Source organism: Chryseobacterium sp. GM_Chr_2 (assembly GCF_026540445.1).
Lineage (GTDB): Bacteria > Bacteroidota > Bacteroidia > Flavobacteriales > Weeksellaceae > Chryseobacterium.
The window spans coordinates 152,134-176,473 of record NZ_JALNUD010000010.1 but is presented as its reverse complement, the minus strand read 5'-3'; the positions used below and the strand labels follow the sequence as shown (position 1 = coordinate 176,473).

Below are 24,340 nucleotides of genomic sequence, written 5' to 3'. Positions count from 1 at the left end.
AAATCGAAAGATATTTTAGTTTAAACTAAATTTAATCTATTGTGTGTTTATCCACACTCGTCACATTTTCCGGCGTCCATTTTACTCTTTTTACAAAGGCTTTTTCACGAACCGGACAATCTTTAATCTGACAAACGGCGCACGAAATCGGCTTGCAATCATCCATATGAAAATTAAATTCTACACTTCTTTTGGTGTTTTTCGCTAAAAGAATGATCATCTTTTCCATTTCATTGTGCGCGTCACGAAGGCTGTAATACCAAGGTAAAGTAATGTGTGCATCAATGTGAAGATTGGCCCCGAATTGCTGGATTTTCATGTTGTGAACATCAATCCATTCTGTGCGGCGGTTTTCTTCCAATACGTTGATGATTTGATTTAAAAGATCTGGATCCTGCTCATCCATAATACCGCTTAACGATTTACGAACGATCTTGTAGCCTACAAATATGATATATCCTCCAAAAATTAAAGCTACAACAGAATCAATCCAATAAATTTTAGTGAAATAAACAACAATCAAACTGATTACAACGCCAAGGGTGGTAATTGTATCCGATTGTAAATGTTTTCCTGAAGAAATTAGAACCAGAGAATTTTCTGCTTCTCCTTTTTTAACTGAAATGTAACCCAAAAGATAATTAACAATAGCTGTTACAGCAATGATGGCAATTCCCCAATCTAGCTTATCCAGAACCTTTCCCACAATCAAACTGTTGATTCCTTCATAGATAATCATGATGCCGGCAATGGCAATTAATGCGCCTTCAATTCCTGAGGTTACAAATTCTACCTTTCCGTGACCGTAAGGATGATCTTCGTCTTTGGGTTTCGCTGCAAGATGTAAAGAATAAAGCCCCATAAATGCGCTGATCACATTCACAATACTTTCCATAGCATCAGAAAAAACGGAATCGGAATTCGTTAGTTTCCAGGCTATAATTTTTCCGATAAAAAGAATGACTCCAAAAACGGCGATTAGTTTTTGAAAGCCTATTTTATCTTTATTTTTATTCTTCTGTTTGTTCATAGGTTTGATAAAAAAAAGAATCTCAATTTTGAGACTCTTTTTTATTTTGTTAGTTTACACTAAGTTGTTTGCTACAATGTATTCTGCGATCTGTACCGCGTTGGTTGCGGCTCCTTTTCGCAGATTGTCTGCCACAATCCAGAGATTCAGTGTCTTTGGTTGCGATAGATCTCGTCTTATCCTTCCGACGAAAACTTCATCTTTCCCTTCAGAATAAAGCGGCATCGGATATTCGTTGTTTTTCACGTTATCCATTACCACAACTCCAGGAGTTTCAGATAAAATTTTTCTTACTTCATCCAAATCAAATTCGTTTTCAAACTCGATGTTTACACTTTCCGAGTGACCTCCCTGAACAGGAACTCGCACTGCAGTTGCTGTTAAATTAAATGTATCGTCACCTAAAATTTTCTTAGGCTCTTTCATTAATTTAATCTCTTCTTTCGTATAATCATCGTCTGAAAATACATCGCAATGTGGCAATGCATTTTTGAAGATCTGATAAGGATATACTTTTGCAATAGAATCGTCTCCGCTGATTTCTCCGTTTAATTGGTCTACAGCAGCTTTACCAGTTCCTGTTACCGACTGATACGTTGAAACGATTACTCTTTTTAAATCATATTTTTTGTTCAAAGGTCCTAAAACCATTACTAACTGAATAGTAGAACAGTTCGGATTTGCGATGATTTTATCTTCTTTCGTCAATACATCTGCATTGACTTCAGGAACGACCAATTTCTTGTCAGGATCCATTCTCCAAGCTGAAGAATTATCGATCACCGTTGTTCCTGCTTCTGCGAAAAGAGGGGCAAATTCAAGAGAAGTACCACCGCCTGCAGAGAAGATCGCAATATCCGGTTTGGCAGCTATAGCGTCTTGCATGCTTACAATCGTAAATTCTTCCTGTTTATACTTCACCTTCTTACCAATAGATCTTTCCGATGCTACCGGAATTAATTCGGAGATAGGGAAGTTCCTTTCTTCAAGAACTTTCAGCATAACTTGTCCAACCATTCCTGTTGAACCTACTACAGCTACTTTCATTGATTTAATTAAAAATTTATTAAGTTAATATATAAACTTTGTCAAAGATTCTAAACTTTGACAAAGTGCGATCCTACTATTTATGCTCCGAAAACTCTTGTCCAAGGGAATGCGAATGCGAATAAGCCAACCGCGATAAGACCCATAATGACAATTCCTAAAGAGATTGTAGGGTTTACTTTTACTTTTTTGTTAACGATGGTCATTAAAACAGCCGCGATTAACATTGAAAATGGATGTTCTACATATTGAAATCTCAGTGCAGAGTTTTTCATTACTTCGCCCATATTTAATCCGTTTGTGAAGTTGATTACCAACATAATAATCCCGATTAAAAATTGAACGTGGAAAAAGATCATTGTGAATAGCGTAATTTTCTTTAAAAACTTATTCACTTTTCCGCTAAATCCAAACATTGTCACTAAAAGTGCAATCACAAATAATGATGTTAAAAGTAGTTCTAAATACCCAAATCCTTTGTGAGCACTAAGCAAAATTTTGTAAAAATCCATATTTAGTTTTTTTCTGTTTTTTCTGCCACAAATATAGCAAAAATCCCGGCGAAAAGTCGGGATTGATATTTATAAAATCTAATATTTTAATTAATTAGAAGTTGAATGATAGGTTAGCAGCCCATGTTCTTCCGAATCCGAAGAATACTCTGTTTGCACTTGCTACACCATTGTACATTCTTCCTGCTTCCTGATAAGTTTTACCAGCATCAGGATCTCCTGTAGTTGTAATTTTATCGGTTCCAAAGATGTTTGTCGCACCATCTTGAATGTATGTTGTATCAAACAAGTTGTAAACGTTAGCACCGATAGTGAAATATTGATTAGCGTCTCTCAATCTTATTTTATATGATACACCGATATCTGTTAAGTTGTAATCAGGCAATTTCAATACACCTCTGTCTTGATTAGCAATATTTGAGAAAGTTGCAATATCAATAGTAGAATAAAGTTTGCCTACAAATCTCCATCCAGCGTAGATGCTCAAGTCTTTTACCGGCTTAACAGTAGCTCCTAATGAAGCGGTCATCTGAGGGATACTGTTGTTACTTGTTCCTCCAACTTTTACTTTATCAAGATAAAGAGTAGTTGTGTTAGAATCACCCGCTACAGTTAGAGGATTGTTATTACCGTCGAATGTAGTACCGACTGCATTACCTTTATAATAGTAATCTCCCCAAGAGAACATACCGTTAAATTCTAAGAATTTGTTTAGTCTGTAAGTTGCATCAACTTCAACCCCTTGGTGAATCTCTGTAATACCATTCATTTCAGCGTAAGCATCTGTTACATCAGGAACTGTAATTGTTCTTCTTAATGCTCTATCTTTCCACTGAGTTCTGTAAATGTTAACGTTTGCGGTAAAGTTTGCAGACCTGAAACCATACCCAACTTCAGCAGAGAAAATTTTCTCATTTGTCAATTGAGGGTTAACAACTTGCTGGTTGCTTGGATACACTGTATTCATGAATGGTTGTTTGCTATAGTAACCCACATTTGCAAATACATTGTGATTTTCGTTGATGTTATAGTTAGCACCCCCTTTGATGTTGTAACCGAAAAGATTTTTAAATCCTGTTTTTCTATTTACAGTTTGATTTCTTTGTACTGTAACGCCATCTTGAATAAACTCGTCAATTCTCTGATAACCTTGATTAGAAACTGACCCTTGAATGAAAGCTGATAAATTATCTTTTGTATATTCAACCTGACCGAAACCACTGTACCAAAGCACTTCTCCATCATTACTGAATCCAATTCTTTCATTTAATGGAACTTGGCTTCCTCCAAAAGGATTCCAACTTAATTTTTTATAATCAGAAGTTGCTGATACTACGTTTGGTGCAATATTTTTGTTTGCATTGTCTTTATACCCTGAAGCACCATATAAATCTGAAATTACCTGATAGTGATATCCATAGTAATATCTGTCATCTGTACCAATTGAGAAGTTCCAGTTATCATTGATTTTATGTTGGAAATTCATCAATACACCGTACCAGTTATGAGAATTGATACTTGCTCTACGAATAAGTGTTGCCCCATTTCCCGCAGTGTTTGGATTTACAGCAGCATTTTCAGCGAAAACTTTATCATAGTTGTAAAGTCCCTGCGCATCTCTGAAGTATGGTTGATTATTAACAAGAGCAGATAGGCCTCTATTATTTACTCTACCAAGATCAGCAGTACCACCACCTCTACCATTAGACATGTAAGCTACAGTACTTAACTTAGATTTCTCGTTGATATTATAATCCCAGTTTAACATGATAACTGGTTTGTTATAATAGTTAGATCTGTTAGATAAAGCTACTCTTCTACCTTCCGCGTTTGTGTAATAACCCCAGTCACTGTTATAAGTTCTATCCGGGCTTCCGTCATTATCAGGGTTGTATCTGATATAATCAGAAATCATTGGAGCGTAAGATCTTTGATCGTGCCATTGTGGCGCACCAGTGATTGTAAATTGGAAGTTATGCTTTTTGTTAGCCTCCCAACCTAATGCGAAGTAATATGCGTATGCTTCGTAATCTGTATTTTGAATGTAAGTAGAACCAGACTGTCTGCTCATTAAGAATGAAGAAGACCAACCTTTATCAGACTTACCTGTATTATAAGCGAATGAAGTTTTTAAATAATCATTGTTACCAACTCCTAATCTCACGATACCACCTTTCTTCATATCGGCTGATCTTGTAATGAAGTTCATCGTACCTCCTACAGAAGCAATTGCCAATTTAGAAGAACCAAGACCTCTCTGTACCTGCATGAAACTTGTTACGTCAGATAAACCAGTCCAGTTTGAGAAATAAACAGTACCGCCCTCCATATCGTTTACAGGCATACCGTTTACCATTACTGCAATGTTTCTCGATTCGAAACCACGCATAACAATCTGTGAGTCTCCGAAACCACCACCACCTTTCGTAGCATATACAGAAGGGGTTGTATTTAGCAATTCAACAAGCTCTTGATTTCCTTGTCTTTCTAGGATCTGTGCAGCTTTAATAGTAGATACTGCAACTGGTGTCTTTCTATCTTTTGCGATATCGGTTACACCTCTTAGGATTACCTCTTCAATGTCTTTGGATTTAGAAACAGTATCCTGAACTTGTTGAGCGTAATAGACACTAGCTGTTGATAATGTAATTACCGCAGTTAGAATCGATTTGTTGATTAATTTCATAATCGTTAGTAATAGTTAGATTTAAATTTTATGCAAAATTCGGGAAATAAATTTTAACTAATATTAACTGTATGTTAATTTTTAATCAATCTCAATAAGGTTTAATTGCTTGATTTATAATGCATTGAATAATAATTGATATTTTGTATGAAAAAAATCATATTATTGAATTTTTAACAATAATGGGGTATTTTTGTTAAAAATTCAACGCTATTTCACCGCCTTGAGACTCAAATCAATATTTTTTGCAGAGTGCGTTAGAGCGCCTACAGAGATGAAATTAACACCCGTTGTCGCAATTTCTTTTAACATATCTCTGGTAATTCCGCCGGATGCTTCAGACTCACAAGAACCGTTGATCATCTCAACTGCCTGCTTCATCGTTTTCACATCCATATTATCCAGCATGATTCTGTCAACTTTTGCTTTAATGGCTTCCTGAACTTCTTCAAGGTTTCTTGTTTCAACCTCAATCTTCAGTTTTTTCTTAGTTTTTTTAACGTAGTCTTTCGCCATTTTCACCGCATTGGTGATGCTTCCGTTATAATCAACGTGATTATCTTTTAACATAATCATATCATAAAGACCATATCTGTGATTGGTTCCACCGCCAATAGCAACCGCCCATTTTTCACAAACTCTGAAATTCGGAGTCGTTTTTCTAGTGTCTAATAATTTTGTTTTTGTTCCAACTAATCTTGAATCCCATTCATGAGTTAAAGTAGCAATTCCACTCATTCTCTGCATACAGTTCAAGACTAATCTTTCCGTTGAAAGGATAGATCTTGCACTTCCTGTAACGATCATGGCGATGTCTCCAACTTTTGCAGGAGTTCCATCTTTAATGAAAATTTCAACCTTTAAATCTTTATCAAACGTGTTAAAAATAATTTCAGCCAATTCCACGCCCGCCAAAATACAGTCTTCTTTTACCAACAATTTGGCGCTTTGCTCCAAATCCTTCGGAATGGTGGAAAGGGTAGAGTGATCTCCATCCTGAATATCTTCTTCCAAAGCATTTTTTATGAATTGTTTTAAAACTTTATCGGTAACGTACGCTGGTCTTTTCATTTTTATTTGATTTTAGGCTAAATCTTTATTGTAGAATGCTCCTTTATTTTCCTTCATTTCCATCGATTGTATAATGATGAGGTGAGCAACGGTTGTTAAATTTCTCAGTTCTGAAAGTTGAGGCGAAAGAATAGAGTAGTGGTAAATTTCATTCACGGCAGCCGCAATTTCCTGATGTTTTTGCAAAGCCATATTTAGACGGCGGTTGCTTCTCACGATTCCTACCAAATCGCTCATCATTTCCTGAAGCTGTTTTCTTAAATAAGAAACGATTACCATTTCGTCCATAATTTTCATTCCTTCTTCATTCCATTCCGGAACGGCTTTAAGATCTTCAAAGTTGAAGTTATTTTCATTTAAAAGATCAACGGTTGTCATTGCAGCACTGTGCCCGAAAACTAAACCTTCCAATAATGAGTTGGAGGCCAGTCTGTTTGCTCCGTGAAGCCCGGAATTAGTGCATTCACCTACGGCAAAAAGATTTTTGATGGAGGATTGTCCGTCCTTATCAATTTCAATTCCGCCCATCAGATAATGACAAGCCGGAACTACAGGAATCAATTGGGTAAAAGGATCAATTCCTTCGTCTTTACATTTTTTATAAATATTCGGGAAATGTTCTAAGAATTTTTCGTGATCCATTTCTTTACAGTCAAGACCCACAAATTCATCTCCCGTGATTTTCATTTCGGCATCAATCGCTCTTGCTACGATGTCTCTGGAAGCCAATTCTTCACGCTCATCATATTTATGCATGAACTTTTCACCTCTTTTGGTTCTTAATTTGGCTCCGTCTCCGCGAACGGCTTCAGAAATTAAAAACAACATACCATCCATTTTGCTGTATAAAGCGGTTGGGTGAAACTGGTAATACTGCATATTTGAAACCTTGCCTTTTGCTCTTGCTACAAAAGCAATTCCGTCGCCTGTTGCAATCGTAGGGTTTGTGGTGTTTTTGTAAACATGACCGGCTCCTCCTGTTGCTACCAATGTTATTTTTGAAGTAATTTTTTTGATCTGTTTAGACTTTTCATCTAAAATATAAGCACCATAACAGTGAATGTCGCCTTCATTTAATTCTTTTCCCGGAACATGGTGTTGCGTAATGATATCGATTACGTAATGGTGATCGAGAATTTCAATATTTGGGCTTGTTTTTGCGGTTTGTAATAACGCTCTTTCAATCTCGAAACCGGTAATGTCTTTATGATGAACAATTCTGTTTTCGGTGTGACCGCCCTCTCTTCCTAAAGCAAATTCACCATTTTTCATGTCGAAATTAGCACCCCATTCTACAATTTCGTTGAATCTTGCAGGAGCCTCTTTCACCACCATTTCTACAACATCGCGTTTGTTTTCGCCATCTCCGGCACGCATCGTGTCTTCAATATGCTTATCAAAATTATCATTTTTAGAATCGGTAACCACCGCCAGACCGCCTTGTGCGTATTTGGTGTTGCTTTCATCTTCATCAGATTTTGTAACAATGATTATTTTGGCATCGGGGAGCTGCTCAGAAACTTTAATGGCATAAGAAAGTCCCGAAATGCCGGAACCAATTACTAATACATCCGCTTTTATCATATGCTTGCTTTAGGTACAATCGTCTAAATAACTAGATAAATTTAAACAATTTTTCGTTTGGTTTTCTTACTTTTTTCATGTGCTGGAAATGATCTTCCTCCGAACGGTAGCCTAATGCGAGGGTAACGGTTACTTTTTCGGTTTCAGGATTGATGTTGAGAACGTCTTCAATCACATCCTGTCGGAAGCCTTCCATCGGGCAGGTATCTATATTCTCAATCGCTGCGGCGTACATTAAATTTGCCAAAACGATATAAGACTGTTTTTCTGCCCAGTTGAAAATTTCATCACTGGTTTTCTGATTAATATGTTGGTTGATGCTGTTTTTGAAAAGCTCAAGATTTTCAATCGGGGTTTCGCGAACATCGGAAATATGCCTGAAATATCCGTTGATATAGCTCTCGTCAACTGTTTTTTTAGAAACAATAATAATTAAATGAGAGCACGTAGAAATCTGTGAGGGATTATAGAAAGCCGGAACCAGCTTTTGTTTTATTTCTTCACTTTCAGCCACCAGAATTTTATAAGGCTGAAGCCCCAAAGAGCTTGCCGATAATTTTCCTGACTCAAGAATGTTGTGAAGAGTTTCCTGAGGAATGATTTCGTTGTTGAATTTTTTTACAGAATATCTTCTGCTTAAAGCTTCCAAATAATTCATATTACAAATTTAAGAATTGGATATGAATAAAGTGGTTTTAAAATGAAAAAGAATCACTTCTCGTATTGAAGTGATTCTTTCTCGTATAATGAATGGTTATTTGGTTTTAATCCCTGTTTTTAACAATAATCCATCCTGAATATTTGTATGGTGTATTGTGTTTGTTGTTTTCGTTCCAAGTTACAGAGTACCAATAGTTTCCTGTAGGTACTTTTCTTCCGCCAACAGTTCCGTCCCATTTGTATCCGTTAGCTTTATCTCCCTGATGGATTTTTGCTCCATAACGGTCGAAAATACTGAATACCAAGTTTTGTTTTCCTGCCAGAGAAGAATAATCAATAATATCGTTTACGCCGTCTCCGTTTGGTGTGATTACATTAACCAAATTCGGAACCACAAAAGCAATAATAATTGGGTCGCAATCATAAGCATCTTTCACATAAATTGTGTGATCGCCTCTTGAAACATTATTAAATACATTAGAATCTTGCCAGTTTACATTGTCTAAAGAGTATTTGTAAGCCGGAGTTCCACCCATTACATTAATTGTAACAGTGGTAGTGCTTACCTCAATATTCGTAACTACGGGCTGTTCTGAAGGAATAACTTTTACGGTTTGACGAGCGATACAGTCTCCTGTTTTCAATTCAACCCAATAAATACCTACCCCAACATTTGTAATTGATTGAGTCGTTGCACCTGTGCTCCATTTATAACCATTGAATCCAGGTCCTGCATCCAACGTTGTCGTGTCTTCAATACAAATAGTTTTATCTGCCAACACAGTAGAATATACTGGCGGAATCACTTCCAATGTCACTTTTGCAATAGCATAACATCCTTGAGCGTTTGTTACTTTTACATAAATTACACCATTTGGAGCAGTATAAGTAAGTGCATTCGAAATTGCATTTGTAGAGTTAATCGCGTCTGTTAACGAAGGATAATATGTTTTTGTAGTACCCGTTTGTGAAGTTACAGCTGCTACTGTAAGGTTGAAGGTTGCCATTGATGGATTGGTAGCCAAGAAGCAAGATCTCAAAATAGCATTGTTGTTTACCACAACTACAGGATGGTGATTTAAGGTAACTTCAGCAACGTCGGTACAACCTTGCGGCGTTGTAACTCTCACATAAATTTTTCCCGGAGCCGCTGCATACGCTGTAGGATTCGGAATAGGGTTGATATTGTTCGTTAAATCGAACATTGTATTGAAGAATTCTAAAGTAGAACCCGGAACACTTGAAACATTGGCCGTTGTTAAATCAAAAATAGCAACGCCGGCATTATCATTATTACATCCAATCAATGTGGCATCATCTGCGGCGAATGGCGATGGGTTTAAAACAATTTGTCCGTCACCATTGTCACAAAGGGTAGATGTTGGGTCTTTTACCACAACATTAATCGTCACTGGCCCTGAATATTGGAATGCTGCAGGGTTGGTGATAACAGTTCCTCCAGTAGAATATGTGAATGTATAATTTGAAGGGTTTGTTACAAATTGATTCTGATACGTTGTTAAATCTACCGTTCCATTTCCTGTTGCAGGGTTTACGCAAACAAATGGGGTAATTGTATTATTTAAAATAGGAACTTTATCAATGAAGATTTTAGCATTTTTAATCGAGTGTCTTGCAGAAGCACCACCTGTTGCAGCCGAAAATCCGAAGTATCCTGTAGTCATACCTATTGCACCTCCTGAAGGAGCAAATGTTTGTGAAACGATGGTTGTTCCATCTATTTTAATGATGATATCCCAATTGTCAGGATTTATCATATTGGTTTGCCCGTTTACTTCAACGTGTTTGTAAGTTGCTCCTACGAAAGGTTGTGTAGGATTAAGATCTGGTGAGTGGAAAGTACTTCCAGCAGTATTGTTATATTCAATATTCGGATTTCCTGTAGGTGTGTTATTAGTTCCGTATAAAACGTGAACTTTACTCATCTGGCCTTCAGTTGTATTGTTGAAGATGTCAAATCCTACCATTAAGCCATTGGCATTAGCTGGAATTCCTAAACCACCTCCGGAAGTAAATCCTGTGGGTGGATTGTTTAGATACCAAAAAGTGAATCCGTCACCACGGCCAAATGCCGTAGTTCCGTTACCATCAATTCTGAAATCGAATTCTACTTTCCATTTGTCACAGTATTTAAGGTTAATAGGAGTTGATAGTTTTATAGCTCCATACTGGCCACCTGTATCTGGGGTAAGTTGAATAAAGTCTCCGTTTACCTGAGCACTGGATACCAAATCCCAACCGGTTGTCACTACGGGATTTCCTGCAAGTTGATAGGTCTGTGCCAATAGTTTGCCAGATAAGCTCAGTAAGGTAATTAAGAAAAAATTGAGTAGAGTTTTTTTCATGTGAGCGAGTTGGTTAATGTGTTAAAGTTGTAAATATATTGATTTTTAGTTGTTTTATATAGTTTTAGTAATAATTATGTAATGAAAATCGATTACATTGTAATGTATGTATAATGAAGTCGTTAAAATTTTGTTTTTAGTTTAAAATTTAATTTAAAAATCTTAGATTTAATTTATTTTGTTCTGTTTTTATTTTTAATGATAAAAAGAAAATCACCCCCGAAAAGAGGGAGTGATTTTACCTAAAGAAGATTATTCTCTATTTTTTACTAATATCCAGCCCGAATATTTGGTCGGAGTACTGTTTTTATTATTTTCATTCCATGTGATGGTGTACCAGTAAGTTCCTGTAAGGATCTTTTTGCCGGAAGCTGTTCCGTCCCATGTGAAGTTTCTCATTTTGTCGGCAGTATATAGCTTGTTTCCGTATCTGTCGTAGATCGTGAAGACAAGATTTTTCTTATATGCCAATGCGGAATAGTCAATTGCATCATTTACATTATCTCCGTTTGGTGTGATTGCGTTTACCAAATTCGGAACAGTAATTTGTGTGTGAACCGGCGTACAGTTGTAGGAATCTTTTACATATACCACAACTTCACCTCTTGCCAGACCTGTGAAAACGTTAGAATCTTGCCAGTTTGTGCCATCTAAAGAGTATTTGTATGGAGCAAGCCCGCCGTTTACATTTACTGTAATTGTATTGTTGGTAATGTCTATTGTTGAAATTACAGGCTCTGTAGCCGGAATTACTTTTACTGTCTGAATGGTATAGCAGTTACCCGTTTTCAACTTTACCCAATATATCCCAACTGGTACGCCACCGATGCTTTGGGTAGTGTCTCCTGTGTTCCATTCGTAGCTGTCAAAGCCAGGGCCTGCATCAAGATTGGTTCTGCTATCAATACAGATCGTTTTGTCTTTTAAAATTAATGAATATACCGGAGGATTTACAATAAGATTAACTTTAGCAATCATGTAACACCCGTTTGCATCTATTACTTTTACATATACTGTTCCTGTTGTAGCAATGTATGGAGTAGGAATTACGATTTCGTTGGTTCCGTTTATTGCATTGTTTACAGTAGTGTAGTATTTTTTTGTTGCTGTAGTTAATGTAGTAACATCTGCTTTTGTTAAATCAAAAGATCCTGAAGTGATATTATTATCAATATAACAAGACTGTAAAGTAGCTTCTTTTATAGGAATTGCAGCGTAGAAAGCCAATGTAATTTCTGCGGTATCAGTACATCCTTGCGGTGTTGTTACCTTTACAAATACTTTTCCGGGAGCAGAAACGTAAGCGTTTGTATTTACAATTTCATTTGTTCCTGCATTCAGGTCGTTCATTGTTTTGTAGAACTTCTTCGTGGCTCCTACTACAGTGGTTACAGGTGCAGTAGCAAGATTAAAAGATGCTGTCCCCGCATTATTGTTGTTACATGCCTGAATCGTTACATCATCAGCCTTTAACGGAGCTAATGTTAGCAATATTTTTCCATCCGGATTATCACAGAGAACGCCCGCATTATCTTTCACCACAACCGATACTGTTGTGTTTGCAGCAAACTGATAAGCGGTAGGTGCCGCAATTTGAGTTCCTCCAGGCGTAAAATACGTGAATGTATAATTTGAAGGATTTGTTACAAATTGGTTCTGATAAGCTGTAAGATTTACCGTCCCTTGATTTGTAGAAGGGTCTGGGCAAAAAGTTGCCGATACCGAAGGCTGGTTAATTGTAACTTTATCCGTATAAATTTTTACATTTTTAATAGAATGTCTTGATCTGTTTCCTCCTGTAGAAGCCGAAAATCCGAAATATCCAACCGTCATTGCGGCAGCAGTACCTGAAGGTATAAAAACCTGATTACAGATCACAGTTCCGTCAATAGTAATTTTAATAGTCCAGTTTTGAGTACCGGGTACAACATCTGCAGTCACTTCCACATGCTTGTAAGTAGCACCTTGAAAAGGCAGGGTTGCATTCATATCAGGAGAGTGGAAAGAACTCCCCGCAACATTGAAGAATTCTACATTATTTGTGTCAGTCGTATTTGTAACTTGACCATATGCAACATGTACTTTACTCATAACAGCCGTTGTGGTATTGTTATAGGTATCAAACCCTACAATAAGTCCCACGGCATTCTGAGAAACACCAAGTCCCGAGCCTAAAACACTTGCCACAGGTGGGTTTTGAAGATACCAAAAAGCAAGACCGTCTCCGTTCGCCGTTTGGTTAGAATCCATCCTAAAATCGAATTCTACTCTCCACTTGTCACAATACTTTAGGTTAATAGGATCATTCAGCCTTATAGATCCGGATTGATCATTGGTATCCGGAGTAAGCTGAATGAATTCACCTCCTGGTTCTAATATTGTTGGCGAAACCATCGTCCAGCCCGTTGTACTAATAGGACTTCCTGCTAGTTGATACGTTTGCGAAAAAAGGTTGCCCGAACAGCATAGTAATAGAAGGGAAAAATAAAGCAGTAGTTTTTTATTCATTTAGTATATCACATTTATTAGATGTGTAAAGATATTAATTTCCTCTTAATAAATGTATATTTAATATTAATTTAATAAAATTGCGGTGCGAATTAGCAAAGAATTTAAGATAAGGTGATGAAAAATTAAATACTAGCGATTTGAGATTATTCTAATTAATATTAAATGGAAAAATTAGAATAAAGAATTATTTTCAATATTCTCGAAATACGTGTCGATTTCAAGATCTGGCGAAGCAGCAGCTGCTACGGCAAGTTTATCACAAAGTTCGTTTTCAAAATGCCCTGCATGACCTTTTATCCAGTGCATTTTCGGAGAATGGATATTATACAGTTCTACAAACCTTTTCCAAAGGTCAGGATTTTTTACGTTTTTCCAGCCTCTTTTTATCCATCCGGCGATCCAGTTTTGGTTAATGGCATCCGAAACATACTTGCTATCTGTATACACGTGAATTTCGTTTTCTGGAGATTTTAATTTCTCCAAAGCGGTGATCACAGCCAAAAGTTCCATTCTGTTGTTGGTTGTTTTTCTGAAACCTTTTGAAAATGTTTTCTGATAATTTTTTTCAGGAACGCGCATAAGAATTCCGTATCCTCCTTTTCCGGGATTTCCGCTGCAAGCTCCGTCTGTGTAAATATCAATTCTCATTAGGTTGAGGCTGAGGTTTAGTGTGAGGCTAATAATAATTAGGATAAAATTTAAATTAATCTCAACCTAAATCTTAACCTCATAATTATTTAAAAAGGAAAATCATCATCATCATCCAAATCATTCATTGAAGAACCAGAAAGTTTTGAACTATCCGGCAAATCAAATGCAGCACCCGGTTGAATGGTTGTTTTAATTTTATCAAAACCACTCGGCTCATTAGATCCAAAACCACCTGGGAATCCGCCTCCAGTTCCGCCATCAAAAGCTGCTTCAATATCTGCAAATTTAGCAAAATGTTTTAAGAAAGATAATCTTACATCAGCAGTTGCACCATTTCTGTGTTTTGCAATAATTAATTCTGCCTGATTTTCCGTTGAAGTTTCCTGCCCTTCTTCATCATTGTCCCAAACGGTAATTTTATAATATTCCGGTCGGAAGATGAATGATACGATATCGGCATCCTGCTCAATCGCTCCAGATTCCCTCAAGTCAGAAAGCTGAGGTCTTTTTCCGGGACGCGTTTCCACACTACGGGAAAGCTGGGAAAGTGCAATTACAGGAACATTTAATTCTTTTGCAATGGCTTTTAATGAACGGGAAATCATGGAAATTTCCTGTTCACGGTTTCCGGCTCCTTTTCCGCCACCTCCGGCTGTCATCAGCTGAAGATAATCGACCATTATAATTCTTACACCATGCTGCATTACCAATCGTCGGCATTTTGCACGGAAGTCGAAGATCGAAAGGGAAGGGGTTTCGTCTATATATAAAGGAGCATTTTCCAGTTCGGATACGTTGGAGAACAGTCGTTGCCATTCTTCATCGTCCAAAGTTCCTTTTCTTAATTTTTCTGAAGAAATTCTTGTTTCGGAAGCGATCATTCTGGTAATCAACTGTACCGATGCCATCTCGAGAGAGAACAGCGCCATCGGGATTTTGTGACCAACCGCAATATTTCTCGCCATGGAAAGAAGGAAAGCCGTTTTTCCCATCGCGGGACGTGCCGCAATAATAATTAAATCGGAATTTTGCCAACCTCCCGTTTCTTTATCCACATCTCGGAATCCTGAAGGTACTCCGGAAAGTCCTTCTTTATCTTTTAAAGATTTTATGGTATCAATCGCCTGCTTTACTAATGAATTGGCAGTGTCGAATCCTTTTTTGATCGTTCCGTTTGTAATTTCAAAAAATGATTGTTCGGCTTTATCTAAAAGCTCAAAAACGTCGGTGGATTCTTTATAAGACGAATCAATTACATTGGCAGAAACATTAATTAAACTTCTTAGGATGTATTTTTCAAGGATAACGCGAACGTGATATTCGATGTGAGCAGATGAACTAACTCCCATGGTAAGATCAATAATATAATGATCTCCGCCCGCAGAAGACAGCTTATCTTCTTTTTTCAAATCCTGAATGATCGTCATAAGATCGACAGGATGGTTTCCTTCATAAAGTTTTAATATAGAAGCAAAAATTACCTGATGTCTTGGGTCGTAAAAAACATCAGGAGTCAGTAAATCAATAGAATGGTCGAGCCCTTTTTTATCAATTAAAAAAGTACCAATGATCAACCGTTCAAAATCTACTGCATTAGGAGGCATTTTTCCATCAGCAATCGACAGCTCTTTCGCGAAGTTTCCGTGGGTAAGAGATGATAATGTTTCTTTCTGCGCCATTGTGCAAAGATAGTTTATTTGAAAAGGAATTAAAAAATACTAATCAAGATTTATTGTTGATAAGTTTTAAAATCTTCGTAGTAAAGGGTTTTCTTTTGGTGCATAAAAAAATCACCCCAACAAAGTTGAGGTGACCTAAGTTAAATATTAAAATGAAATTATTCTTTATTTTTTACCAATATCCATCCGCTGTATTTTGTGGCGGTATTGTTTTTATCATTTTCATTCCATGTGATGGTGTACCAGTATGTTCCCGTAAGAATTTTTTTACCGGAAGCCGTTCCATCCCATTTGAAGTTTCTCAATTTATCAGCCTGATACAATTTGTTTCCGTATCTGTCGTAAACCGTAAATACAAGATTCTTTTTGTAGGCTAAAGCGGTATAATCTACTTCATCATTTACATTATCTCCATTTGGCGTAATAGCATTCACCAAGTTCGGAACAGTTACCTGAATATCTACAGGCTCACAATCGTAAGAATCTTTCACGAAAATTTTATTTTCACCTCTAGGAAGTCCGCTGAATACGTTTGAATCTTGCCAGTTGATTCCGTCTAATGAATATTTGTAAGGTGCTTTACCTCCGTTTGCAAATACGGTGATCGTATTGTTTGTAATATCCAAACTAGAAATTACAGGTTGCTCCGAAGGATAAACATTCACATTTTGAAGCGTGAAACATTTTCCTGTCTGTAGTTTTACCCAATAAGCTCCCACAGGAACATTAGTGATAGCTTGAGTGGTTGCTCCTGTGCTCCATTCGTAACCGTCAAATCCAGGGCCTGCATCTAAAGTTGTTCTATCTTCAATACAAATTGTTTGATCTTTTAATACTGCAGATTTTACAGGTGGTAAAACTTTAAGATTAATTTTTGTAATCGAATAACATCCGTTGGCGCTGTAAACTCTTACGTAAACTTCTCCCGTAGTTGAAATGTAGTTGGTAGGGTTTGCAATTGGGTTAGTTCCGTTTTTAGCGTTTGTCAGCGTTGTGTAGAAATTCTTCGTTGGGTTGGTAAGTGTTGAAACATTTGCTGAAGTTAAATCAAACGAACCTGTTGTAATATTTGTCGTAATATAACAAGACTCAAGAGTGGCTTCTGTTAAAACTACCAAAGGATGAAATGCTAATGTAATTTCTGCACTATCTGTACAGCCTTCCGCTGTTGTTACTTTTACATACACTTTTTTAGGTAATGTAGAAGAGTAAGCGGCCGGGTTTAGAATTTCGCTTGTACCTGCAGTCAGGTTAGCCATTGTTGGATAATATTTTTTTGTAGTATTAGTTCCTCCATACACGTTTGCGGAAGTAAGATCGAATACTCCAGTTCCTACATTATTGTTGTTACAGGCATAAACTGTAGCATCATTAGCAACGATATTTCCTTGTTTAAATTTAAATTTTCCAACTTGGAAACAACCGTTGGCTGCATTCGTAGGATCGGCAAGGTTTTCATATTTTAATCTATAATAGTAGATGTCTGTATCATTTACCATCATCGGAGCTGTAACAGGTGCATCTCCTGAAATGGCATCATTTTGATTTAAATGATAGCTTACTGTAAAGTTCGGATTTCCGTTGATAATTGGTGCTGATAATGAACTTAAGTCAAACATTGCAGGTAATGAACAGTGTAAAACTTCATTAGGATCAGCAGGATTTGCTGCCGGAGAACCTGGCGGGATGAAAGGGTTAGGGGTTAATGCAGGATCGTTAAAGGCTGAAGTTAAAAGTGCTGTTCCTCCCCATGTTAATGAAAAACCATAAGGGTTTGAGGGAAGATAGTTGTCAATAAGTAGATAATATGTTTCTCCAGCGATAACATCTAATGGAGTTTCCCATCGGTCGCCTGTAATTGTAGAACTTAATCCTGTAGATCCATTGGTTCCTGAATAATTACATTTTACAGCATTACCAAAATCCCATGTTGTACAATCGATATTTGGACCGTAAACTGCAAAATCGTAATCATAGCGGGTTACGTTTGGGACGGTATAAGGTGTAATGGTAAATTCTATTGTACCTGTAGTTGCAGCGGTAAATACATACCAAACAGAATAGTGTTCTAAACCTAAACAGCTTCCGGATGTTTGCTCCTGAATAGTTCCTGAGCTACTCGGGTTGTAAGATAAATCTGAATTTCCACAAACCGGAATTGCCGTAATACAATCTGATTGTGAAAAAAATAGCTGTGACGTAAATAAAATAAAAAGCAGTAATAATTTCTTCATTTTAAATGAATTTATAATAGTCTAACGAAAATAATAATTAATTAACATAATATATTGAAGAATAGCAAAAAAACCACTCCGAAGAGCGGTTTTTAGTATGATTCTAATTAATCTCTGTTTTTAACCATTACCCATCCTGAAAACTTGAATGCTGTATTCTTTTTGTTGTTTTCGCTCCAGGTTACAGAATACCAGTATGTTCCTGTAGAAACTTTCTTACCTCCAATGGTTCCGTCCCATTTGTAGCCGTTGCTCTTATCAGCTTGGTGTATTTTAGTTCCATATCTGTCGAAGATGCTTAAAACTAAGCCTGTTTTTCCTGAAAGTGAAGAGTAATCAATCACATCATTAATACCGTCTCCGTTTGGTGTAATTACATTTACTAAGTTCGGAAGAACGAATGTAACGTCTACAGAGTTACAATTGTAGGCATCTTTCACATAAACTGTATGATCTCCTCTTGATACATTTTCAAATATATTTGAATCTTGCCAGTTTACATTATCGATAGAGTATTTATAAGGTGGTGTTCCTCCCATTACATTTACTGTAACAGTATTTGTAGCAATATCGATATTAGTGATTACAGGTTCTTCTGCCGGATATACTTTTACAGTTTGTAAAGCAATACAATCTCCTGTTTTTAGTTTTACCCAATAGGTTCCAACTCCTACATTCGTGATCGATTGTGTTGTTGCTCCAGTGCTCCATTCGTATCCGTTGAATCCAGGTCCTGCATCCAGCGTTGTTGTGTTTTCAATACAGATCACTTTTTCTGCTAAAACAGTAGAATATACTGGCGGAATTACTTCTAATGTAACTTTCGCTACTGCATAACATCCTTGTGCATTTGTAACTTTTACATATGCTACACCACTTGGAGCAATGTATGTAGATGGATTCGGGATTGGGTTTGTTCCGTTTACCGCATCGGCCATAGACGGATAATATGTTTTTGTAGTTCCGGTTTGGGTTGTTACTGCAGCTGCTGTAAGATTAAATATTGCTGTTGAATGATTGGCTTCAAGGAAACAAGATCTAATAATAGCATTATCATTTACCACAACAATCGGGTGGAATTTCAATGTGAATTCTGCTATAGTTACACAACCATATTCGTTCGTAGCTTTTACAAAAGCAGAACCTTCAGCAGACACGTAAGCATACGGAACTGTGATTTCATTTGTACCTGCATTCAGATCAGGCATAGAAGGATAATATTTTACCGTAAGGTTGGGTGTTAACCCAATATTTGGTCCCATTAGATTGTATGTCGCTGTTCCCGAATTATTATTGCTACATTCTGTAAGAGTGGCATTCGTTAATACAAACGATCGGTCGGTAAATTCAATGGTTCCAAATTCCCTACATTGATTCAGGAAGCTTAATGGGCTACTCGGATCTACATATGAAATTGAATAATGATATGTTGTGGCAACATTTGCTGTAATTGGAGTTGTAATAGGGTTTACATCATCCATAGCATCTGTCGCGCTCTTATAATATTTTACAACGAAATTAGGATTTCCGTTAAGGATTTGAGATGTCCACTGTGAAAAATCGTAAGTAAAAGATTGGCTACAAACATCTATTTTTCCGTCTTTAGCTGGTCCAGCTCCAAAGAAAGGATTAGGCTGATAAATCTGTAAAGAGTTGTTATCAAAAGGAGTAAGCAAAGTTGCAGTTCCTCCAAATGTTAATGAAAACGGAGCTACTGTAGTAGAGAAGTTATTTAGAAGCAAATGGTAAATTTGTCCTGGTAATACATCTATATACTTTACAAAACCATCACCACCACCATCTTCAGAAGTGTCTAGTGCAGTCATATTTAATCCTGTAAGCGGAGGGGTTATAGACGAACCAAGTCCGGCATAAGAACATCTTAATGGTGGTACAGTAAGATTGGCACAATTATGATTCGGTCCATATAAAGCCCAGTCGTAGTCAATATTATTAGAGCCAGGTCCTGTAGGTGTGATAAGGAAGGTTAAAGTACCTGCAGTTTGTATACTAAAGGTAAGCCAAATTGAGTTACTTTCACCGTATAAACAAGAACCTGAAGAGTGCTCAGATTCTGCTACAGTACCAGTTCCTCCAGGAGTCAACGCAATATCAGCATCACTACAAATAGGAATAGCTGTGATACAGTCTTGCTGGGCAAAAACCATTTGGGTTATAAAAAAAAGAAAGACCAGTAGATATTTTTTCATGTCGATCGATTTAAAGTTATCTTAATCCTGAGATTAGTTTTTAGATTTAATTAATTGGCTGCCCCAAGTAGGAGAGGTATTTGAAGAAGTGGCTACACTAAATTCATTTGAAGCTTTCTGGTAAAAGTTTTCAGCTTCCGTTGTATTATTAGCTTGTTGAGCCATTCTGGCCTTAAGAATTGATAATCTTGGATTATTGGATGAAGTGCTTTCCAATTTTGATATATAATCAGAAGCAGCTTTTACATCTTTCTGAACATTTGTAGAAGTGTTCAATGCAACTTTTTGAAGATGAATTAAACCTAAAAGAATTTCTATTTCATCATTGCTATGCTGAGTACCTAATGCACCCATTGCAAATTTATCTGCTAATGCATTAGAGCCTGCTAGAGACGAGTTGTTTCCTTTTTTTATAGATGATTCTGTTTTAAGATACATCGATACAGCTGCATAATAATATGCCTGCCATCTTTCAGTAGTTTTAGATTCTGAAAATTTCTTAAAAAGAGCCTCATAGTCACTCGCTGTTTTTGCAGTATTTATTTGCAAAACAGATTGTTGTAGATTTTTATCGGTAAAGGATTGTGCACTCACACTAAAACCCAATACGCAAAAGCAAATGAGTAGAGTTTTTTTCATAAAGGGGAATTTTAATATACAAATATAAAAAATTATTAACGTTGAATTAAAGTTTTTATTATATATTTAATAAAATCCGCTTTATTGCTTTTAATATTGCATTTTTCTAAGTTTAGGGTTTGTGCTTCCTACAAGAAGGGCGATAAGCACGGTCATTGTTCCGCCGAAAACAACAGAACGTACAACACCAAGTAGTTTTGCAGATAATCCGCTTTCAAATTGTCCCATTTCGTTGCTCGACATGATGAAGATAGAGTTCACACTTAGAACCCTTCCACGAATATGATCCGGAGTTTTTAGCTGAACAATCGTACCTCGGATAACAACGGAAATTCCATCCAGCATTCCGCTTAAAACAAGGAACATGAATGAAAGCCAGTACCAGTTTGAAAGCCCGAATCCGATGATACAAAGCCCGAATCCTGTTACCACGCCTAACAAAATTTTACCCTGATTTTTGCGTAAAGGAATTAATGATAAAATCGTGATAATACACATTGAACCAATATCGGACGCGGCATTTAAGAGGCCGAATCCTTCTGCACCAACTTTCAAAATATCAGTTGCATATACAGGTATCATGGCAACAGCACCTCCGAATAATACGGCAAACATGTCTAAACAAAGGGCTCCTAAAATTTCTTTCGTTTTAAAAATATAGGTGATTCCTTCGCGCATACTTTCCACGATATTTATTTGTCCTTTTTTATGTTCAGATTCTTGTTTATTTAATTGAAAAAAGAATAGGGAAGCGATAAAAATTAATGAAATAATAACAACTAAAGTCCATTTTACACCAAAATAGCCAATCAAAAATCCTCCGATCGCGTGTCCGCAAACAGAAGAAACCAAAAATGTTGCCTGATTTAAAGTAATCGCATTGGGAAGATTATCTTTTTTAACGATTTTAGGTATCATAACGGGAATCATCGGCCCGATGAACGCTCTTGCGATTCCTGTAAAGAAAATTACACCATAAATAAAATAAGTGATCTGATGTCCTGTGAAGTGCATTTCTACATTTAAAAATGCAGGAATCAAAAGTAAACCGATCAGGAAAATATAGGCATAATTACAAATAAGAAGAAGTCTTTTCTTTTCGTTCATATCGATTACGTGGCCTGCGTATAAAGCACAGCTCACCGCCGGAATTACTTCTGAAAGCCCGATAAGCCCGATGGAAAAAGGGTCTTTTGTTAGCTGGTAAACCCACCATCCCAATAACGTAGCAAGCATTCTGAAGGCTAAAACGATAAAAAATCTCCCCGTAAGAAGATTTCTGAATTCGACATTTTGTAATGTCTTTAACGGCGTAAAAGAAATCATGTGCAAAAATAGCCCTAAATATTTACTTAGGGCTATTCATATCATTGAATTTTAAATGATAAATCAAATGAAGTCTAAAAGATAAAATCTATTTTAGTCTGCTCTCGATGAGCTTAGTACGATAGCGGCAACTCCTGCTGCGCCAATTACTGCTGCACCCGCTGTAATTCTCGCTTTTCTGTTATCTCTCACCGCAGCAACATCAGCTTTTGGAATAATCACCTCTGTACTGTCCTTTTTTCCTGCTGTACCGATTAGGTTGTCACCATCTACATTACGGAATAACATTTTTTTGCTTTTCGAGCCATCTTTCATCTTTACCGTATACATTCTTCCTGCTTCCAAATTAGAATAGTTATTTTTAGAAACGTCTTCTGTGTATTTTGTTGTAGCACAAGATGAAATTACAAATAGAGAAGTCAGTAAAGATGATTTTAAAAGTACAGATGCTTTCATTATTATTTTTTAGTTTTTCAAATTTATAATTTTTTTTGAATATACCTTTCTGGAATTGAAAAAATGTGTTTAAAGTTTATATATTTCCAATAAATCTGCAACTTTTCTGTCATTGGCAAGTCTCGGTGTTTTATTTTGTCCGCCTAATTTGCCCTGAGATTTTGCATATTCATTAAAAGCATTTTTCTTTAATGTTGAAATATGAAGTGGTTGTAAAATATTCCCTGAAATTAGATCATCATAGTACGTATTTCTTTTTCTTAATTGCTCATCAAGCTCTTTTCTAAATTGATCTAAATTTTCAGGATTTTTCTCAAATTCGATGAACCATTCATGATAAGGAAGTCCTTCATTAGGATTTACCTGTGGTGCAAGATGAAACTCCGTAATTTGTGCAGGGTGTTTTTCCAAAGTCGCTTTCATAGCTTCTTCCACTTCAAAAGCAATCACGTGTTCCCCAAATGCTGAGGTAAAATGTTTCGTCCGTCCACTCACCAAAATTCTGTGCGGATTTTTATCAATAAATCTCACTACATCACCAATGGAATACGCCCAAAGTCCTGAGTTTGTCGTTAAAATTAACGCGTAATCTTTATTAAGTTCAATTTCTTTTAAGGTTAATCTTTTGGCATCTGGTTTTCCGTATTCTTCCAACGGAATAAATTCATAGAAAATTCCATGATTGGTTAAAAGTAATAATCCTTCTTTTGTATAATCATCCTGAAATGCAAAAAATCCTTCAGAAGCCGGAAATGTCTGAACAATATCTACTTTTCCTCCTAATAATTCTTCCATTTTGTCGCGGTAAGGTTCATAGTTTACGCCACCCGTAACGATTAATTGAAGGTTTGGAAAAATTTGTTTGATTTTTTTGCCGTGTTTTTCCATCAGCTTTTCAAAATACATAATCAGCCAAGGCGGAATTCCTGAAATCAAAGTCATGTTTTCCTTTTCGGTTTCCTCTACAATTTTATCAACTTTTGCTTCCCAGTCTTCCATCATATTGGTTTCCAAACTTGGAAGTCTGTTTTTCTGTAAATAGTTAGGAATGTGATGCGCTACAATTCCCGAAAGTCGACCGACTTTTATCCCGAAGTTTTCCTGTAATTCGGGGCTTCCCTGTAAAAAGATCATTTTTCCCTTTACAAAATCAGCATTATTTTTCTTGGCAATATAATGAAAAAGGGCACTTTGAGCTCCTTTAATTTGAAAAGGCATTCCTTCTTTTGAAATGGGAATATATTTAGCACCGGAAGTTGTTCCTGAAGTTTTAGCAAAATATTCAGGGGTTTCTATCCAGAGAATATTGGCTTGTCCTTTTTTTACTCTTTCAATATAAGGTTTCAACACTTCATAATCTCCAATGTGAACTCTCTCCTGAAAATCTTTTACGCTTTTGATGTTTTCAAAATCATGTTCTCTTCCAAAAAGTGTTTTTTGGGCGGTAGCAACGAGAGATAATAAAAGATCTTCTTGATTTTTCTCTGCATTTTTCTTGAATTCTTCAGCTTTTTGAACATGTTTTTTTGCCCAAACCAATGCCGCATTTTTCTTTAGGAAGTTTAACATGGTTCAAATTTATAAATAAGTAGAGAATCTGAAACCATTTTTGTGAGATAAGACACAAAAAAAACCGATGAATGAGTGGTCATCGGTTCTTCGAAATTTGATTATGAAA

At 36.5% G+C, this 24,340-nt stretch carries 17 protein-coding genes; all 17 read right to left on the bottom strand.

All coding sequences use genetic code 11. The features are described from left to right. Positions 1–31 precede the first annotated feature (31 nt). Positions 32–1,030 (bottom strand): cation diffusion facilitator family transporter, encoded by a 999-nt coding sequence (locus OXQ85_RS15675; protein WP_267405677.1) that lies wholly within the window; start codon positions 1,028–1,030, stop codon positions 32–34. A 54-nt stretch (positions 1,031–1,084) separates the two neighbouring features. After that, complete coding sequence (locus tag OXQ85_RS15670; protein WP_267405676.1) at positions 1,085–2,077, bottom strand: aspartate-semialdehyde dehydrogenase; 993 nt, start codon at positions 2,075–2,077, stop codon at positions 1,085–1,087. 80 nt (positions 2,078–2,157) lie between these two features. Further along, entirely contained in the window at positions 2,158–2,589 is a 432-nt protein-coding gene (locus OXQ85_RS15665) for a hypothetical protein (RefSeq protein ID WP_267405675.1), read from the bottom strand. Positions 2,590–2,683: 94 nt separating this feature from the next. Further along, positions 2,684–5,275, bottom strand: a complete 2,592-nt coding sequence (locus OXQ85_RS15660; protein ID WP_267405673.1) for a TonB-dependent receptor — start codon at positions 5,273–5,275, stop codon at positions 2,684–2,686. Positions 5,276–5,485: 210 nt separating this feature from the next. Further along, positions 5,486–6,346 carry a carboxylating nicotinate-nucleotide diphosphorylase gene (nadC, locus tag OXQ85_RS15655; RefSeq protein ID WP_267405672.1) on the bottom strand — a complete coding sequence of 287 codons (861 nt, stop codon included), beginning with the start codon at positions 6,344–6,346 and terminating at the stop codon, positions 5,486–5,488. Between the two features lie 12 nt (positions 6,347–6,358). Beyond that, a complete protein-coding gene (gene nadB / locus OXQ85_RS15650) occupies positions 6,359–7,930 on the bottom strand; it encodes an L-aspartate oxidase (protein ID WP_267405671.1) in 1,572 nt (523 codons plus the stop codon). Positions 7,931–7,961: 31 nt separating this feature from the next. After that, positions 7,962–8,588, bottom strand: a complete 627-nt coding sequence (locus OXQ85_RS15645) for an NAD(P)H-dependent oxidoreductase (RefSeq protein ID WP_267405670.1) — start codon at positions 8,586–8,588, stop codon at positions 7,962–7,964. Positions 8,589–8,694: 106 nt separating this feature from the next. Continuing rightward, positions 8,695–10,956 (bottom strand): T9SS type B sorting domain-containing protein, encoded by a 2,262-nt coding sequence (locus tag OXQ85_RS15640; protein ID WP_267405668.1) that lies wholly within the window; start codon positions 10,954–10,956, stop codon positions 8,695–8,697. 252 nt (positions 10,957–11,208) lie between these two features. Further along, on the bottom strand, positions 11,209–13,464 hold the full coding sequence (locus tag OXQ85_RS15635) for a T9SS type B sorting domain-containing protein (RefSeq protein WP_267405666.1): 2,256 nt from the start codon (positions 13,462–13,464) through the stop codon (positions 11,209–11,211). Between the two features lie 174 nt (positions 13,465–13,638). Beyond that, on the bottom strand, positions 13,639–14,115 hold the full coding sequence (gene rnhA, locus OXQ85_RS15630; protein WP_267405665.1) for a ribonuclease HI: 477 nt from the start codon (positions 14,113–14,115) through the stop codon (positions 13,639–13,641). Between the two features lie 89 nt (positions 14,116–14,204). Further along, entirely contained in the window at positions 14,205–15,797 is a 1,593-nt protein-coding gene (dnaB, locus tag OXQ85_RS15625; RefSeq protein WP_267405664.1) for a replicative DNA helicase, read from the bottom strand. A 158-nt stretch (positions 15,798–15,955) separates the two neighbouring features. Then, complete coding sequence (locus OXQ85_RS15620; protein ID WP_267405662.1) at positions 15,956–18,031, bottom strand: T9SS type B sorting domain-containing protein; 2,076 nt, start codon at positions 18,029–18,031, stop codon at positions 15,956–15,958. A 107-nt stretch (positions 18,032–18,138) separates the two neighbouring features. Then, entirely contained in the window at positions 18,139–20,241 is a 2,103-nt protein-coding gene (locus tag OXQ85_RS15615; protein ID WP_267405660.1) for a T9SS type B sorting domain-containing protein, read from the bottom strand. 33 nt (positions 20,242–20,274) lie between these two features. Beyond that, positions 20,275–20,880, bottom strand: a complete 606-nt coding sequence (locus OXQ85_RS15610; protein ID WP_267405659.1) for a hypothetical protein — start codon at positions 20,878–20,880, stop codon at positions 20,275–20,277. A gap of 90 nt (positions 20,881–20,970) precedes the next feature. Then, entirely contained in the window at positions 20,971–22,206 is a 1,236-nt protein-coding gene (locus OXQ85_RS15605; protein WP_267405658.1) for an MFS transporter, read from the bottom strand. A gap of 93 nt (positions 22,207–22,299) precedes the next feature. After that, entirely contained in the window at positions 22,300–22,662 is a 363-nt protein-coding gene (locus OXQ85_RS15600) for a hypothetical protein (RefSeq protein WP_267405657.1), read from the bottom strand. A 69-nt stretch (positions 22,663–22,731) separates the two neighbouring features. Beyond that, on the bottom strand, positions 22,732–24,231 hold the full coding sequence (locus OXQ85_RS15595) for a GH3 auxin-responsive promoter family protein (protein WP_267405656.1): 1,500 nt from the start codon (positions 24,229–24,231) through the stop codon (positions 22,732–22,734). Between the last annotated feature and the right edge of the window lie 109 nt (positions 24,232–24,340).